This is a genomic window from Mesorhizobium sp. P160927 (assembly GCF_057766385.1).
On the sequence record NZ_JBYMDW010000001.1, the window covers coordinates 4,436,943 to 4,454,275 of the forward strand.

A 17,333-nucleotide genomic window follows, 5' to 3' on the forward strand; every position below is an offset into this window, starting at 1 on the left:
GTTATGCCACCGCGTCGAAATAGGTGGCGAATTCAGCGCGTATCTCGGTTTCTTCTACCGTGTCGCTTTTCTTTATATAGGTCATTGCCCGCTTGGCACGCTCCAGCGACTTGCCTTCAAGCCCTTTGGTGCGCGATGCGATCCCCACCATCTCCTCGAAAACGCCGTTGCAGTGAAGGACCAGATCACAGCCGGCCGCAAGGATCGAGGCGGCCTTTGTCGGGAAATCCCCAGAAAGTGCCTTCATCGAGGTGTCGTCGCTCATCAAGAGCCCGTCGAAGCCGATCTCGCGGCGGATGATCTCGTCGATGACCTTGCCGGAAGTGGTCGCCGGGTTCTTGGGATCGATGGCGCTGTAGACGACATGCGCGGTCATCGCCATCGGCAGATGGTTGAGTTCGCGGAACGGGGCAAAGTCGTGCCGTTGCAGATCGCTGAGCGACGCGTCGACGACAGGCAGCTCGAAATGGGTGTCCGCAAACGCCCGGCCGTGCCCCGGAACATGCTTCATCACGGGCAGCACGCCGCCCGACATCAGGCCTTCGGCCGCGGCGCGACCGAGTTCGATGACCGGACGCGGATCCTTGCCATAGGCACGCGCACCGATGACATCGCTGGCCCCTTCGATCGGGACGTCGAGCACCGGCAGGCAATCCGCCGATATGCCGTAGCGCAGCAGATCGAAGGCATGCAGCCGCGCCATCAGCCAGGCGGCGCGCGCGCCGGCGTCGTGATCGTCGCGCCAAAGCGCCCCCAGCGCGCCACCGGCCGGATAGTTCGGCGCCAGCGGCGGTCGCAGGCGTTGCACCCTGCCGCCTTCCTGGTCGATGAACACCAGCGCGTCCGGGCGCCCGATACAATCGCGCATCTCGGCGACCAGGTCGCGGATCTGCTCGGCCTCGCCGATGTTGCGGGCAAACAGGATGAAGGCCCACGGGCACTCATTGCGATAGAAACGGATTTCTTCGCGGGTGAGCGTTTTCCCGGCACAGCCGAGGATCATGGATTTTGATTCGGTCATTTCAGGAGTCTAGGGCTTCGCGCGTTCAAAGGGAATCATCCCTGACCGCATGGCCGGCTGCAAAACAAGCTTCCCCATGAAAAAGTCGGCGCGGTCTTGGGGCCGCGCCGACTTTGAGAGATTCGATCGACGTCTAGCGCGAGACGAAGCAGTTGCCGCCCGCGGTCTTGTAGCTGGTGCACAAATTGATCGCATCGTTGCGCGACTGAGCCGGAACGCGCACGCGGTAGAACGTGCCCTTGCCGGCGATCTCGGCCTTGACGATGTTGGCCGTGCGGCCGGAAAGCACGCTTCCGTAGCGGCGCTGCAGGTCCTGATAGGTCGACTGGGCACTCTCTACCGTCGGCTGAGAAGCGATCTGCATCGACCACGAACCGCTGCCGGTCGCGGTCGAGGCGGGATCGATGGAAGCGACCTGATCTGGCTTGACCTCGCCGACCACGTCGACCGGCTGGTCGGACGGACGCTGCGGCGCGATAGCAACCTTGGCCGGCGTGTTGGCAGACTGCGCCTTGGCTTCAGCCTTGGCAGGCTTGGCCGCGGGCTTCAGAGCCGGCTCATCGTCGGCCTGCGCGGCGGCGGGCGCCACGGTGCCAGTCTGGTCGGTGCCAGCCTGGGCGGTACCGGTGCCAGTCTGGGCGGTACCGGTCTGGGCGGTACCGGTCTGGTCGGCGCCAGTCAGGTCGGCGCCAGTCTGATCAGCGCCAGTCTGGTCGGCATTGGCCTGCGCGGCAGGCGCCACATGCTGTGGTGCCGGATCGGTCGGCTCCGCCGCGGCGACCTGGGGTGCCGCCGGCGTCGGATCCTCACGCGCCACCAGCGAGCCGTCGGACTTGACCACCATGGTCCTGACCTTGCGCGGCGCAACGGCAACGACGTCGTTGCTGGTGCCCTTGTCGGCTTCCTGCAGGACCTGCGCGATGCGATCCTCCGACTTCGGCGTGGGCGCTGCTATATTGGCGGGGGCCGCACCAGCGGTCGAGATGTCGCCTCCGCCATCCGTGCCGCCGGCAGCGTTCTGGTCGGAAGAAAGATCGGCGGCGCGGGCCGGGTCCTTCGCCTGCACGTCCACCGGCTCCTCGGCGTTGGTGACGAGCTTCTGCTGGACCGGCTCGGCCGGCTTCACGCCCTTGACCACCGCGTCATAGACCTTGTTGTCCTGGTTCGGCACCACGGTGCCGCCCGGATTTTCCGGCTTGATCTTGATCGGTGAATTGTCGGCCTTGACGATCACCGGAGCCTCACTGCCGCCCTTGCCGCCGAAAGACAGCGCAAAGGCGCCGAGACCGCCCGCGACCGCCACGGCACCGACAATCGCCGCGATGAAGAGGCCCCGCCGGCCGGACGACCTGGCGGCTTCGCGCTCGCCGAGACCCGGAACCGACATCGCTTCGTCCAGTTCGGGATCGTAGTCGAGTTCATCGACGGTGAAGTCGTCCGCCTGCGAGATCGGCTGGCTGCCGGGCAGATCATCGAACCCTTCAGCAGCGTCGGCATAGGTCGACGCCGCCGCCGCGCGGGCAGGCGTTTCCGCCGGCCGTGCCGCATAGGTCCGCGCTTCCGGTTGATAGGCCGGCCTGGATTCTTCATATCCCGGATTGACCGCGTCATATCCCGGATTGACCGCGTCATATCCCGGAGTGGCGTTGCCGTATCCCGGAGTGGCGTTACCATATCCCGGATTGGCCGCACCGTATCCCGGATTGAACCCGGCATTATAGGATTCATCCGCATAGGCGGCGCTGCTGGCGGAAGCTGGCGCGACCTCCACCGAATTCATTTCAGTCAGAAGGCTGGCGAATTCAGCGTCGAGATCGTCATAACCGGATGCTACCGGCTCATCGTCCTCGAAATGCAACTCTGGAATGTCGAGATCGTCGGCCAGCGCCACCACGCGCTCCGGCACATCGACCGTCTCGACATCGGGCATCTCTTCGTAACGGGAGGACTGCTGCGCCTGCGGTGCCGATGGAGCCACGTAGGGAGCGGCCGCAACCGGCTCGGCCGGACGGTAGGACGGCACCGCGGCCATTTCCGGTGCTGCCGTCCAGGCCGCCATCGAGGCGGCAGGCTGCGCGGTAAATGCCGGCTGCTGGGGAACTGGTGTCACGCGGCTCCACGAACGGGCCGGCTCCGACGGCGCGGAGCGTTCCGCCAGCCAATCGAGCGAATCGGCTTGATCCTGCAGGGAAGCTGTTTCCTCATGCGGGTCGATGCCCTTGGCCCGGGTTGCGTCGGAGACGCCATTGTCGAAATCGACCTCGCCCTGTTCAGCGGCCTCCGAGCCGAAATCCTGATCCCGAAGCTCGTCGAGCAGCAGGTCGTCGAGGTCAACATCGGCGGCCTGGGCGGAACCGGACTGATGCACATCCTGGGACGCTGCTTCATCGAGATCCCAGTCGAGATCACCAACAAGATCGACAGGTTCCTCCGCGGCCTTTGCAGTCGTAACGAGTGGCGGCTGAACAGGCGCGGCGGCCGGCTGGGTCACGACCGGCTGAGCCATGGCCGGCTCCTTGGCCGACGGCAGCGTGCGCGCGGTCATGGCGCCAAGAAGCGCGTTCAACTCGTCTTCGAGGCTTCGTTCGTCCGTGATGGGCGCCTGCACTGGCGACGCGATGGCTGCCGCGGGCGCCATCGGCAGCGCGGGAGCCGCTGCAATTCCGGCGACGGGCTCTTCGCCGGGCTCTGCAAACGCCTCGTCCAAATCCAGGTCGAAAGCGTCATTCGAAATGGCTTCAGCGCCTGGAATCTCGTCCTTCGTGCCGATGACATCGGCACGCAACTCATGCGCTCGCGGCTCCTCGAAAGCCTCTGGCTCATCGGCCTGAACGTCAAAATCCACGTCGACATCGGCCATGGCGTCGTCGAACTGACCAACAAAATCGTCGCCGGAGATCGACTGGGTCTCATTCGCGGCGGCCGGCGCCGGCTCTGGATATTCGGCAGCAGCCACTTGGCGCTGATCCGTCGAATGGTCGTCGAGCATCAGCTCGTCTTCGAGCGAGATCGCAACGGCATCGTCGTATTCTTGATGGAAAGCCGGCTCGGCCGCCGCCGGCACTTCCGCAACCGGCGATTCAACGGCATACCGGGGCTCGGCGGCCTCGTCCTCGATATGGAAGTCCCGGTCGAGGGAAGCGGCAAGCTCGTCTTCCATCGGCAGATCGTCGTCAAAGGCCGAAACGTCTTCGAGCGAGCTGGCCACTGCATTGTCGAAATCGGCGTCGACGGCAGGCTCGACGGACGGCACGGCTTCCGAGGCGCCGGCATGGCTGGCGGCCACCGTCCGGTCATCGACCTCAGCCATGTCCAGGTGAAAATCGTCATCAAGCGACAGCGCGAGATCGTCATCCGACACATCGATTGGCTCGAATGCCGGCTCATGAGCCTCGACAAGCGGAGCGGCGACGCTATCGGCAGCGTCGAATTCGCCCATCAGTTCCTTCTCGAGATCGATGTCGAAATCGCCCTCTCCCGCAGCCTGATCGGCGACCGCGGCTTTCGGCTCCGCCGGCGCCTGCGGCTTGACCGGCTGGCGGGGGTCGAATCCCATGATCCTGGTCAGTTCCGCGAACGGATCATCGGCGGCGATGTCGTTGTTGTCGGCTACTCTCAGCTGGGTTCTGTCTGCCATTATTGTTCCCGAACTCGCACTCATTCGGACGCCATGGACGTCGCGCAGGGTTGGCCCTTACCAGCGCAATGTGGGCAAAAGGTGACAGGTTTTTTAGTCAAACCTAACGCATCTCGGTTGGCGCGGCGGCCCCGATCAACGTCAGGCCGGACGTCAGAACATCCGAAACAGCCTGCACCAGCCCTAGTCTGGCATGCGTCAATTGTCGGTTGTTAACCTTAACAAAACGTAAGTCCGGATTATCCGTACCCCGGTTCCAGTGTCCATGGAAACTGGAAGCAAGATCATAAAGATAAAATGCCAGCCGATGCGGCTCGAGCGCAAGAGCGGCGGACTCGATCAGGCGCGGATATTCGGCAAGCTTCCTGATCAAGCCGATTTCACCTTCGTCGGTCAACGACGTTGACGCTGCCGCCAGGCTGTTGCGGTCGAAATTCGCCTCGCCCAATTGTTCGCTCGCCTGCCGGAACACCGAATGGCAGCGCGCCGAGGCGTACTGCACGTAAAACACCGGATTGTCCTTGGACTGTTCGGTCACCTTGGCGAAGTCGAAATCGAGCGGCGCATCATTCTTGCGATAAAGCATCATGAAGCGGATCGGATCGCGTCCGACTTCTTCCACCACCTCGCGCAGCGTCACGAAGTCACCGGACCGCTTCGACATCCGCACCGGCTCGCCATCGCGAAACAGCTTGACGAGATTGCACAGGAGAACGGTGAGCTTGACATCGTCGCCGGCAATGGCCCGCGCCAAGGCTTCCAGGCGCTTGACGTAGCCGCCATGGTCGGCGCCGAGAACATAGATCAGATCGACGAAGCCGCGGTCGACTTTGTCCTTGAGATAAGCCACGTCAGCCGCGAAATAGGTGAACGAGCCGTCGGACTTGACCAGCGCCCGATCCATGTCATCGCCGACGGCGGTCGAGCGGAACAGCGTCTGTTCGCGGTCTTCCCAGTCGTCCGGCTTCTCGCCCTTGGGCGGCGGCAGCTTGCCCTTGTAGATGTGGCCCTTCAGCGTCAGGTCGTTGATCGCCGAGCGGATCTTCCTGGCACTGTCGGCATGCAGCGTGCGTTCGGAGAAGAACACGTCGTGATGCACGTTGAGCAGAGCAAGGTCCTCGCGGATCATCACCATCATCGCATCTATGGTGCGATCCTTGACGATGGCCAATGCCTCGTCATCGGGCATCTGCAGCAAGGAACGGCCAAACTTCCTGACCAGAGCCTCGCCGACGGAGACCAGATAGTCACCGGGATAAAGTCCTGCTGGAATCTCGCCTATATCGTCGCCAAGCGCCTCGCGATAGCGCAACATCGCCGAGCGCCCGAGCACGTCGATCTGCGAGCCGGCGTCGTTGATGACATATTCCTTGGTCACGTCGTAACCGGCGAACGCCATCAGGTTGGCGAGCGCATCCCCGACGACGGCGCCGCGGCAATGGCCGACATGCATAGGCCCGGTCGGATTGGCCGAGACATATTCGACATTGGTTTTCCGGCCGGCGCCGACCGTCGAGCGGCCATAGTTGGGACCCTCGCCCAAAAGCGCCGACAGATGCGCCTGCCAGAAACCGTCCTGGAGCCTGAGATTGACGAAGCCGGGACCGGCGACCTCGGCGGCGGCGACATCCTTGTCGGCCCGCAGGGCGTCTGCCAATCTTTCGGCCAGCGCGCGCGGGTTCTGTCCGGTTGGCTTGGCCAGCACCATCGCCGCATTGGTCGCGAGATCGCCATGGCTGGCGTCGCGCGGCGGCTCGACGGCAATACGCGACAGATCAGGCGAAACGCCGTCCTGGTCCCTCAGATCAAGCGCTTCGACAGCCTTTGTGACTCGCGCGGTGAAATCGGCGAAGATGTTCATGGGGTATGCTCGGTGGCTTATGACGAATCCGGCCCTTTGGCCGGCAAATCGAGCCCGCCCTAGCTCAAATCCGGGGTGCGGTCAAACAAACGCCTATGTTCCTTGAGCGCGTAGGTGTCGGTCATGCCGGCCAGGAAATCGGTGACGCTGCGCGCTTTGATGCGATCCTCGGCGCGGTCCAGCCCTTCGCGCCAGCCGTCCGGCATGGCGCGCGGGTCGGCGAAATAGACGTCGAACAGGTCCCGGACGATCTGCTCGGCGTCCGCACGCACCCGCATGACCTCCTCGTGCCGGTAGAGATGCTTGTAGAGGAAGGCCTTCAGTTCCTTCTCGGCTTCCGCCATCTCTATCGAAAAGGTTACCATCGTTTCGCCAGCCGCCCTCACCGCGTCGGCGCTCAGCGGCCTGATCCGCTCCAGATTAGCGGTGGTCGACTTGATCACATCCTCGACCATGGCCGTGATCTGGCGTCGCATCAATTCGTGGCCGGTGCGCACGTCATCAAGCCTGGGATAGCGCTCGCGCACACTCTTCAGGATCGTCCCAGGCAGCGAAACGGCCTTCAGCATGTCAAGCGTCAGCAGCCCTGACCGCAGCCCATCGTCGATATCATGCGTGTTGTAGGCGATATCGTCGGCAATCGCCGCGCACTGCGCTTCGATGCCGGCGAACCGGTCGAGTTCGAGATCCTGCAATTGCGAGTAGTCGCGGATGGCCTGCGGCACCGGCCCTTTCAGGCCTTGGCCGTTACTGTCGGTGAGCGGACCATTGTGCTTGACCAGGCCTTCCAGCGTCTCCCAGCTCAGATTGAGCCCGTCGAATTCAGCATAGCGCGCCTCCAGCCTCGTCACGATGCGCAGCGATTGTGCGTTGTGATCGAAGCCGCCCCAGGCCGCCATCTTTTCGTTCAGCGCGTCCTCGCCTGTGTGGCCAAAAGGCGTGTGGCCGAAATCATGCACCAGCGCCACCGCCTCGGCGAGATCCTCGTCGCCGCGCAGCGCCCGCGCCAAGGCACGTGCGATCTGTGCCACTTCGATCGAATGGGTCAGCCTTGTGCGGTAGTGGTCGCCTTCGTGGGCGATGAAGACTTGCGTCTTGTGCTTGAGCCGCCGAAACGCCGTCGAATGGATGATCCGGTCGCGGTCACGCTGAAACGGCGTGCGGGTCGGACTTTCCAGCTCGTCGAACAGCCGGCCGCGCGACCGTGCGGGATCGGTGGCGTAGGCCGCGCGCGGCCGATAGCCAAAACCGATGTCGCCAAGCTCATTTGTCATGGCTGATGCTGCCGCAGTTGACTTGCCCCGTCGCGCTTCATACCTATCATGTGAAACCGAAAGCAAGGTGACGCCCATGGGCGCGGATGCCAAAACTGCCATGAAAGTCGATATGACCGAGGCTGCGGCCAAGCGGATCGCCAGGATTGTTTCGGCCGAAGCCGGCAAGACGGCGCTGCGTGTCTCCGTCGAAGGTGGCGGCTGCTCCGGCTTTTCCTACAAATTCGATCTGGTCGACACACGCAATGACGACGACATCGCCATCGAGAAGGATGGTGCCACGGTGCTGATCGACGATTTGTCGCTGGTCTATATGGGTGGTTCGGTGATCGACTTCGTCGACGATCTTATGGGTCAATCGTTCCAGATCAGGAACCCGAATGCGGTCGCCTCCTGCGGCTGCGGCACCAGCTTCTCCATCTAGGACCGAGATGCCCGCAACTGGCGCGGTTCGTCAGGTTGCGCTCTCGGCCGGTCGCGACCTTGACGCGACGCTGGCCTTTTGGCGCGACGTCCTCGGTATGAGCATTCATGCCCGCTACGATCCGCCCGGCATCGCCTTCATCATGGCCGGCGATGTCAGGTTGTTGTTCACCGATGGCATCCCCGCCGGCACCCTCTATCTCGACATGTCAGGCCTTGAAGCCTTCCACGCCGAGGCCAAGGCAGCCGGCATTCCCTTCACCGCGCCACCGGCGCTCGTCCATCGCGACACCGAAGGCCAGTTCGGCCCGGCGGGGGAAAGCGAATGGATGGCCTTTATAAAGGACCCGGCAGGCAATACGATCGGTTTGGTCGAACGCCTTCCGTCGCAAGAACAATGAGACCGTCATGAAAATCGTCACCTGGAACATCAACGGCGTGCGCGCCCGCATCGGCAACCTGACCCATTGGCTGACCGAGAGCGCGCCCGACATTGTCTGCCTGCAGGAGATCAAGACTGTCGACGAGCAGTTCCCGCGCGCCGAGATCGAGGCGCTTGGCTATAATGTCGAAACCCATGGCCAGAAAGGCTTCAACGGCGTCGCCCTGCTGTCGAAGCTTCCTTTCCACGAGGTCATTAGGGGCCTGCCGGGCGATGACATCGACGAGCAGGCACGTTTCATCGAAGGTGTTTTTTCGACCGACAAGGGCGCGCTTCGTGTCGCCTCGCTCTATCTGCCCAACGGCAATCCGATCGATGACGAGAAGAAGTTCCCCTACAAGCTGTCGTGGATGGCGCGGCTGGAGCGGTGGGCGCAGGAGCGCCTGACGCTGGAAGAGGCGCTGGTGCTGGCCGGCGACTACAATGTGATCCCCGAGCCGATCGACGCACGGTTTCCGGAGAACTGGCTGGGCGACGCGCTGTTCCAGCCGCGGACGCGGCAGGCCTTCCGCCGGTTGCTGAACCTCGGCTTTACCGAAGCGGTGCGTGCGGTCACCGATGCGCCTGAAACCTACACGTTCTGGGATTATCAGGCCGGCGCCTGGCAGAAGAACAACGGCATCCGCATCGACCATCTGCTGTTGTCGCCGGAAGCAGCGAACCGGTTCTCATCGGCTTCGATCGAAAAGCATGTGCGCGCCTGGGAAAAACCGTCCGATCACGTCCCGGTAGCGATCAACCTCGCGCTGCAGCCGGCCGGATAACCAGAGAAACCCTCATATCGCCACATTCCGACGCATGATGGGAGATCATCATGGCGGCTGGGGTTCCCATGACCATTCGATCTGCTCTTTGTCCGATCGGCTTGGCATTCGCCACGGCCGCGATCGTGCCGGCCTTCGCCGCGCAGGAATGTCTTGCCAATGGAAAATCCTATCCGGTCGGCCAGGTCGCTTGTCTGACGGTCGCCGATCAGAGTCATTTGGCTCGCTGCGACATGGTGCTCAACAACACGTCGTGGACAAAGGTCGGCGATAGTTGCCCCGCAAACACGATGGCGCCGCACCCGCCCGTCACGCCGATCTCCACACCCGCGCCAAGCATGGTGCCGACGGAGCCAAGCGAAAACTGATTTTCTGGTTCCTCGTAAGAACCTTACTGATCGGCGTTGCTGCCCTTGGTCAGGATATCGTCCGCCAGCGAGATCGCGGTGCGGCGGTCCGCTTCGCCGGCAGCGGCGAAGGCCTCTTCCTGCATGCCGCGGATCCAGGGCTGATCGGCCGGGGAAGCACGCTCGAGGGCCGCTGTCATCATCGCTAGGCCGCGCACGACCTTGCCGCTCTGGAACAAGAGATGGCCAAGCGTCGCCTGCGCGCCGGCATGGCCCTTCTCGGCGGCGAGTTGGAACCAGCGCCCGGCCTGCCTGACGCTGGCCTTCACGCCGCCCTCGCCCTTCAGGAACATCTGTCCCATCTCGAACTGGGCGTTCGGATTGCGGTAATTGGCGGCGGCGCGCATGTAGTATTCCTGCGCCGCCACCTCGTTCTCGCTGACCGGGCTGCCGGGAATGCCCTTGCGCAGATAGTCGCCCAGCGCCACCAGCGCGTCGGAGACGTAGCTTTCTTCAGGAGAGCCGGGCTCGACATCCTGGTCGACAATCTCCGAGAAGAACTTGAACGCCTCATAATCGTCGCGGGCCACGCCGTCGCCTTCGGCATACATGCGGGCAAGCTTCCAGGTGGCGCCGATCTGGCCGTTCTCGGCGGCGTATTTATAGGCCTCGGCTGCCTGTTCCTTGTGGCCGTTCTTGTAGGCGGAGAAGCCGAACTGGAACACCGCCCAGGGGCTCGACTGCGGCTTCACTCCGGTCTTGTCGTCGAACACCTTGTCGTCGAAAGCCATGGCCTGGCCCACGGCGCCAAAGATCGCAACCGCGACCAGTGCCGGAAGAACAGATGACCTCAGCAACTCTGGTGTTGACTTCAACAACTCAGATATCCGCATAGCAGTGTGTTTCTTTCGCACCGCCCGGATGGGTGACCGCGCCATCCCGGGCGGATCCCACCGTCTGTGCGTATTTCCATATCGCGCCCGACTGATAGTCGGTCGTACGCGCCTTCCATGTCTTCGCCCGAGCCGCCAGCTCGCTATCGGACAGCGCCACCTCTATCGTGCCGTTCACCGCGTCGATCGTGATCACGTCGCCATCCTTGACGAGACCGATCGGACCGCCAACGGCTGCTTCTGGCCCGACATGGCCGATGCAGAAGCCGCGTGTGGCGCCCGAGAAGCGACCGTCGGTGATCAATGCCACCTTGCCGCCCATGCCCTGGCCGTAGAGTGCCGCCGTCGTCGACAGCATCTCGCGCATGCCAGGGCCGCCGCGCGGTCCCTCATAGCGGATGACCAGAACCTCGCCTTCCCGGTAGTTGCGATGCGTCACCGCTTCGAAACATTCCTCTTCCGAATCGAAGCAGCGCGCCGGACCGGAGAATTTCAACTCCGCCATGCCCGCGACCTTCACGATCGCGCCTTCGGGGGCTAGGTTTCCCCTCAAGCCCACGACACCACCGGTTTGGGTAATTGGTCTGTCGGCCGGGCGGACCACATCCTGGTGTTCATTCCAGACAACGTGCTCCATATTTTCGGCCAAAGTGCGGCCAGTGACCGTCAGGCAATCGCCATGCAGATAGCCATGGTCGAGCAGCGTCTTCATCAGCAGCGGAATGCCGCCGGCCTCGAACATGTCCTTGGCGACATATTTGCCGCCCGGCTTGAGGTCGGCGATATAAGGCGTCTTCTCGAAGATGCGCGCCACGTCGAACAGGTCGAACTTGATCCCAGCCTCATGCGCGATCGCCGGCAGGTGCAGGGCCGCATTGGTCGAGCCGCCGGTGGCCGAGACCACGGTCGCCGCGTTTTCCAGCGCCTTCAACGTGACGATGTCGCGCGGGCGGATGTTTTTGGCGATCAGCTCCATGATTTTTTCGCCGGAAGCGAAATTGAAGCGGTCGCGCATTTCGTAGGGTGCCGGCGCTCCGCAGGAATAAGGCAGCGCGAGACCGATTGCCTCCGCGACGGTGGCCATGGTGTTGGCGGTGAACTGGGCACCGCAGGAGCCGGCCGAGGGACAGGCGGCCTGCTCGATTTCGAGCAGCTCGGCATCGCCGATGGTGCCGACCGAGTGCTGCCCGACAGCCTCGAACACATCCTGCACGGTGATCTGGCGGCCGCGGTAGCTACCGGGCAGGATCGAACCGCCATAGATGAAAATCGACGGCACGTTGAGCCGCACCATGGCCATCATCATGCCGGGCAGCGACTTGTCGCAGCCGGCGAGCCCGACCAGCGCGTCGTAGCAATGGCCGCGCATGGTGAGCTCGACCGAATCGGCGATGACCTCGCGCGACACCAGCGACGACTTCATGCCCTGGTGGCCCATGGCGATGCCGTCGGTGACTGTGATGGTGCAGAATTCGCGCGGCGTACCGTTGGCGGCCGCGACGCCCTTCTTGACCACCTGCGCCTGGCGCATCAGCGAAATATTGCAGGGTGCCGCTTCGTTCCAGCAGGATGCGACGCCGACCAGCGGCTGCGCGATCTCTGCCGAAGAGAGGCCCATGGCATACAGATAGGACCGGTGCGGTGCACGCGCCGGACCGACAGTCACATGGCGGCTAGGGAGCTTAGCCTTTGAGATGACCTTGGCGTCCATTCTCTTCCTTGCCGCGGGCGGTGCGGCCTGTCCCATCGCCGAGCCTTTTGGCGCGTGTCCCGAGACGAGGTTCGAGGTGCGCCGGGTTTATGGCGGGAAATGGGCAATTTCCTCGGCCTGACTTCTAGCGCAGGGGTTGTTCAGAAAGTGTTGCCAAAACGTCACAATCGCACGAAGCGGCCCCAGTGCGGCTTATATGCAACGAAGCTTGAATGATGGGCGTATCGGCGATGCCGGTGCCAACAAAAAGGCCGGGCAATGCCCGGCCTTTTAGGTTCAAATTCAGCTAGTTACCACTTGACCTTCAATGTAGTCGAGAGTGCCGTGACAAGGTCATTACCGAAGTCAGCCGTATAGCCATTGTCGTATGTTAGACCATCATCCTTGCTTACGGACGTATGTATCGTTCCGCTGGTCAGCACGCCGATCGCTCCACCGAGGCGAACTTCGATGTTCTGAGTTGGCGTGTAGGCCACGCCACCGCTGAGGGTCCACGTATCCGTCTGGGCGCTCAGGCCGGTGGACGTTCCACGATCCCAGGTGATAACCGCCGCGCCACTCCACTGATCGTTGAATTTGTGGCCGACACCGCCGGAAACCGTCCAACCGTCGCGATAGAGCAGATCAAGCGAGGTGGCGCGTACAGGGCTGGTCGTCGAGCAAGCGACAAGCCCCTGGGTCGAGGTCGGGCAGAATGGAATGCTCTGCAGCTCGCTCCAATTCACCCATTTGATGGAGCCAAACGCCAGCCAGCCGGGCGCTATGCCCGACTGCAGCTTGAGTTCAACCGAATCCGGAACCTCCGCAGACCCGTAAACATCAGTTACGCGTCCAAGAAGCGGGTTCGTCGGGTTAATGAATCCGGGAACTTGGGTCAGGTCGAGCGTTCCGCTCAGATTGTCGAGCTTGACCGCCGAATTGTAGACCAAGCTTCCACGCAACGCGATATCGGGGATTTCGTAAGCAACACCAGCGCGCCAGCCCCAACCGTCTCCCTGGAGATCAAGGCGACCGATGCCGCTGCCCAAAAGCGGTGAAGGAAGCGGAGCGACCAGTTGTTCCTTGAAGCCCGAAACATCCTCATGGAACACGCCGCCGATGAAACGAAACTGACCTTTGCCGAGGTCCATCTTATACGAGCAGGTGGCACCAAAGGCTTCACTTTTTACCTGCGTGTCAACATTGCTTTGTGCACCCGCCCAGTTAGCACCGGGATTGCTGGAGGCACCGATGGGCTGAGAGTAGTCGCCCAGGCAATCGATCGGGCCCATGCCGACCTTGATGCCGGCGTTGGGCACCCAGTAGCTTTCTGTGTCACGTGCCGAGGTGGAAAACTTGGGCCCACTCAGGGTGCCGTCTGACGGATCGGTATCCTTTGCGTTCTTCAAATCCCGTTGCGGCATCACATAAGTGCCTGAAAGTTCGCCTGTGACCTGAGCCGGATCGAACAACAGGTCGATATCGTACCAGCCACGCTCCAGTCCGCCGGCATGCGCCGAACTCATCGCCGCACCCACCAAAGCCAGCGAAAAGCATCCTGCTCCCAGCAGTGCTTTCAGACGCGAATTGTTCATGGATGTCCTCCCCGAATAACTAGTGCATCAAGCTAGAACCAATTCGGGTTAACGGTGCAATAACGAATTCTTGGGGCGTACGTGTACATGCTTGCCAAACGCATTTCCGACAAAATGCTGAGGGCAACCGCGGGGCGGAAAAACGGCCCTAGGCGCACTTGTCCAACCATGAAATGAAGAAAAGCCGCCTCAGAAGGCTCAAAAACAGCCATTTCCAGGGGGTCTCGGCCCCATTGTTACATTATGGCAACAATGGGGCTAAAACTTCCGTTTACGTCAACATTCACGCAACGGAATGCCTGCTTTCGAGGCAGAAGCACTGCCATTTTAGACGGGGCTAAAGTCCTCGAATCTATCGCTCAACCTGCGTCGCGAACCCTAGTCAGCGCCACCAAAAGCTTGTCCTGCGCGTCGCGATATTCGGCGAGCTTTTCCCGCTCGCCTTCGACGATCTCGGCCGGCGCGCTGGCGACGAACTTCTCGTTCGACAGCTTCTTGTGCAGGCGCGCGATTTCCTCGGTGACCTTGGCCAGTTCCTTCCGCAGCCGCGCGGCCTCCGCGGTGAGGTCGATCAGGCTGCCGAGCGGCAGGCAGATCGTCGCCTCGTTTAGCACGATCTGTGCCGACCCCTTGGGTGCCGCATCGGCGAGCGAGATGTCGCCGACACGCGCCAGCCGTTTGATCGCGGACTCTTCGCGAACCAGCCGCTCGCGCGTCACCTCGTTGGCGCCGACCACCACCAGCGGACCAATGGCTGCCGGCGGCACGTTCATCTCCGAGCGCACCGAGCGGATGCCGGAGACGAGATCGACCAGCCAGTTGATGTCGCCAGCCGCTTCATGGTCCTCGAAATCCGGCGACGGCCATGCGGCATGGCACAGCAGCGAGCCCCGATCCCTGCCCTCGCCCGCCGTCTGCGCCCAGAGCTCCTCGGTCATGAACGGCATCATCGGATGCAGGAGCTTGTAGATCTCGTCGAGCACAAAGGCGACGCAGGCGCGGCTTTCGGCCTTGGCGGCCCCGTCCGAGCCCATGAACACCGGCTTCAAGAGTTCCAGATACCAGTCGCAGAACAGGTTCCAGACGAAGCGGTAGGCGGCTCCAGCCGCCTCGTTGAAGCGATATGAGGTGATGCCCTCGGTGATCTCGCGCGCGGCGCGCGTCAGTTCGGTCAGGATCCAGCGGTTGACCGCGAGCTTGGCGTCGTTCAGCCAAAAATCGTCGTTGCGGGCGACCTCGTTCATCTCGGCGAAGCGCGTCGCGTTCCACAGCTTGGTACCGAAATTGCGGTAGCCGGCGATACGCGCCGGATCGAGCTTCACGTCGCGCCCCTGTGCCGCCATCACCGTCAGCGTGAAGCGCAGCGCATCGGCGCCATATTCGTCGATCAGGTCGAGCGGATCGATGACGTTGCCTTTCGACTTCGACATCTTGGCCCCGTTCTTGTCGCGCACCAGCGCATGCACATAGACGGTGTGGAAAGGCTCCTCATCCATGAAGTGCAGGCCCATCATCATCATGCGGGCAACCCAGAAGAAGATGATGTCGAAGCCGGTCACCAACACGTCGGTCTGGTAATAGGTTTTCAGTTCCGGCGTCTGGTCCGGCCATCCCAAAGTCGAGAACGGCCACAGTGCCGACGAGAACCAGGTGTCGAGCACGTCCTCGTCACGGGTCAGGATTTCGCCCGGCTTGAAGTTTTCCAGCTTGTCCTCGACCCAGGCCTTCCAGGGGCCTTCGAGCGCCAGATAATATTCGATCGCCGCACTCAGCGCCTCTTCCTCGGTCTTCTCGACGAAGACACGCCCGTCCGGCCCGTACCAGGCAGGGATCTGGTGGCCCCACCAGAGCTGGCGCGAAATGCACCAGGGCTGGATGTTCTCCATCCAGTCGAAATAGGTTTTTTCCCAGTTCTTCGGCACGAAGTTGGTGCGCCCCTCGCGCACCGAGGCGATCGCCGGCTTGGCGAGTTCCGCCGCGTTGGCGTACCACTGCTCGGTCAGGAACGGTTCGATCGGCACGCCGCCGCGGTCGCCATGGGGCACCGCGTGGCGGTGCGGCTCGACCTTGTCGAGGAAGCCGCCGGCCTCCATCAGTTCGACGATCTTCTTACGCGCAACGAAACGGTCGAGGCCGTCGAGCTGGTCCCAGACGGCCTGGCGCTCCGGTGTCACCTCGACGCCGGCGAGGAAGTCCTCATTATCCCTGAGCTTGATGGCGGCCTCGACGGTCAGGATGTTGATCGCCGGCAGCTTGTGGCGCTTGCCGACCTCGAAGTCGTTGAAATCATGCGCCGGCGTGATCTTGACCGCTCCGGACCCCTTTTCCGGATCGGAATACTCGTCGGCCACGACAGGGATCTTGCGCCCGACGATCGGCAGGACGACGTTCTTGCCGACGAGATGTCGGAACCGGTCGTCCTCTGGATTCACCGCGACAGCAGTGTCGCCCAGCATTGTCTCGGGACGAGTCGTCGCCACGATGACGAAGCTTTTTGGATTCTCGGGATCGAACGTCCCGCCTTCGACCGGATAGCGGAAGTGCCAGAGATTGCCGTTGACCTCCTGCTGCTCGACCTCCAGATCGGAGATCGCGGTCAACAGCTTCGGGTCCCAGTTCACAAGGCGCTTGTCCTTGTAGATCAGCCCTTCCTTGTAGAGCGTGACGAAGACTTCGAGCACGGCCTTGGACAGGCCCTCGTCCATGGTGAAGCGTTCGCGCGACCAATCGGCGGAAGCGCCGAGACGTTTCAGTTGATTGAAGATCGCGCCGCCCGATTCGGCCTTCCACTCCCACACTTTCTCGATGAATTCCTCGCGCGTGAGATCGCGGCGATGGATCTGCTTTTCCATCAATTGCCGTTCGACCACCATCTGCGTGGCGATGCCTGCATGGTCCATGCCGGGCTGCCACAGGACATTCTTGCCGCGCATGCGCTCGAAGCGGACCAGAATGTCCTGCAGTGTGTTGTTGAGCGCATGGCCCATATGCAGCGAGCCGGTGACGTTGGGCGGCGGAATGACGATGGTAAAGGCCTCCGCCCCCTCCTCCGCCCCAGCGCCCGCGCGGAAGGCGTCCGCCTCTTCCCATACTTTGGCGATCTTCGGCTCTACGGTCTTTGCGTCGTAGGTCTTTTCAAGCATGGGAAAACGGTCCGCGCTGTCGGGATTTTTGCTGGTTCGGTGTAAACCGGAAGGTCTTGGCCAAGTCAACCGCAAGGGCCGCCTCGGTTCATGAGAAGCAAATAGGTGTGTCCACGGTCATTTCAACGTAAGGTCGTGGCGCGTGGCATTCGCACCTTGACCGCCAGGCGTCGCAGCCATACCGTGCGGGCGCTGCAGTAGGGCGCATCGGCTTCCAGCCGGAGGGGCATTGCCCGCCTACGC

General features: G+C 62.4%; 12 protein-coding genes. 4 read left to right on the forward strand and 8 right to left on the reverse strand.

Annotated features, from left to right (window positions below; translation table 11 throughout):
• Position 1 precedes the first annotated feature (1 nt).
• From nagZ to AC3CB8_RS21690, 4 genes are all read right to left on the reverse strand, one after another.
• The gene (gene nagZ / locus AC3CB8_RS21675) at positions 2-1,021 is read right to left on the reverse strand and encodes a beta-N-acetylhexosaminidase (RefSeq protein WP_352564844.1); all 1,020 of its coding nucleotides are present in this window, start codon (positions 1,019-1,021) and stop codon (positions 2-4) included.
• Positions 1,022-1,154: 133 nt separating this feature from the next.
• Positions 1,155-4,658: an SPOR domain-containing protein gene (locus tag AC3CB8_RS21680; protein ID WP_352564842.1), complete on the reverse strand. Its 3,504-nt coding sequence runs from the start codon at positions 4,656-4,658 to the stop codon at positions 1,155-1,157.
• 103 nt (positions 4,659-4,761) lie between these two features.
• Entirely contained in the window at positions 4,762-6,519 is a 1,758-nt protein-coding gene (argS, locus tag AC3CB8_RS21685) for an arginine--tRNA ligase (RefSeq protein WP_352564840.1), read from the reverse strand.
• Between the two features lie 59 nt (positions 6,520-6,578).
• Positions 6,579-7,793 (reverse strand): deoxyguanosinetriphosphate triphosphohydrolase, encoded by a 1,215-nt coding sequence (locus tag AC3CB8_RS21690; protein WP_352564838.1) that lies wholly within the window; start codon positions 7,791-7,793, stop codon positions 6,579-6,581.
• Positions 7,794-7,869: 76 nt separating this feature from the next.
• Between AC3CB8_RS21690 and erpA the strand changes: the two genes are divergently transcribed.
• From erpA to AC3CB8_RS21710, 4 genes are read left to right on the forward strand one after another with little or no spacing between them, the layout of a single operon-like run.
• The gene (gene erpA, locus AC3CB8_RS21695) at positions 7,870-8,217 is read left to right on the forward strand and encodes an iron-sulfur cluster insertion protein ErpA (protein ID WP_031240935.1); all 348 of its coding nucleotides are present in this window, start codon (positions 7,870-7,872) and stop codon (positions 8,215-8,217) included.
• A gap of 7 nt (positions 8,218-8,224) precedes the next feature.
• Positions 8,225-8,617: a VOC family protein gene (locus tag AC3CB8_RS21700; RefSeq protein WP_023769955.1), complete on the forward strand. Its 393-nt coding sequence runs from the start codon at positions 8,225-8,227 to the stop codon at positions 8,615-8,617.
• 7 nt (positions 8,618-8,624) lie between these two features.
• A complete protein-coding gene (xth, locus tag AC3CB8_RS21705; RefSeq protein WP_352564836.1) occupies positions 8,625-9,422 on the forward strand; it encodes an exodeoxyribonuclease III in 798 nt (265 codons plus the stop codon).
• 50 nt (positions 9,423-9,472) lie between these two features.
• Positions 9,473-9,790, forward strand: coding sequence for a hypothetical protein (locus AC3CB8_RS21710; protein WP_352549049.1), 318 nt, complete (start codon positions 9,473-9,475; stop codon positions 9,788-9,790).
• Between the two features lie 23 nt (positions 9,791-9,813).
• On the opposite strand, the gene AC3CB8_RS21715 is transcribed toward AC3CB8_RS21710, so the two are convergent.
• The 4 genes from AC3CB8_RS21715 to AC3CB8_RS21730 form a co-directional block, all read right to left on the reverse strand.
• Positions 9,814-10,662 (reverse strand): tetratricopeptide repeat protein, encoded by an 849-nt coding sequence (locus AC3CB8_RS21715; RefSeq protein ID WP_031240932.1) that lies wholly within the window; start codon positions 10,660-10,662, stop codon positions 9,814-9,816.
• Positions 10,649-12,373 carry a dihydroxy-acid dehydratase gene (ilvD, locus tag AC3CB8_RS21720; RefSeq protein ID WP_023783173.1) on the reverse strand — a complete coding sequence of 575 codons (1,725 nt, stop codon included), beginning with the start codon at positions 12,371-12,373 and terminating at the stop codon, positions 10,649-10,651. The genes AC3CB8_RS21715 and ilvD overlap by 14 nt, the downstream gene beginning before the upstream one ends.
• 290 nt (positions 12,374-12,663) lie before the next feature.
• A complete protein-coding gene (locus tag AC3CB8_RS21725; RefSeq protein WP_352564833.1) occupies positions 12,664-13,947 on the reverse strand; it encodes an OmpP1/FadL family transporter in 1,284 nt (427 codons plus the stop codon).
• 359 nt (positions 13,948-14,306) lie between these two features.
• A complete protein-coding gene (locus tag AC3CB8_RS21730) occupies positions 14,307-17,090 on the reverse strand; it encodes a valine--tRNA ligase (RefSeq protein WP_352564831.1) in 2,784 nt (927 codons plus the stop codon).
• Positions 17,091-17,333: the final 243 nt, after the last annotated feature.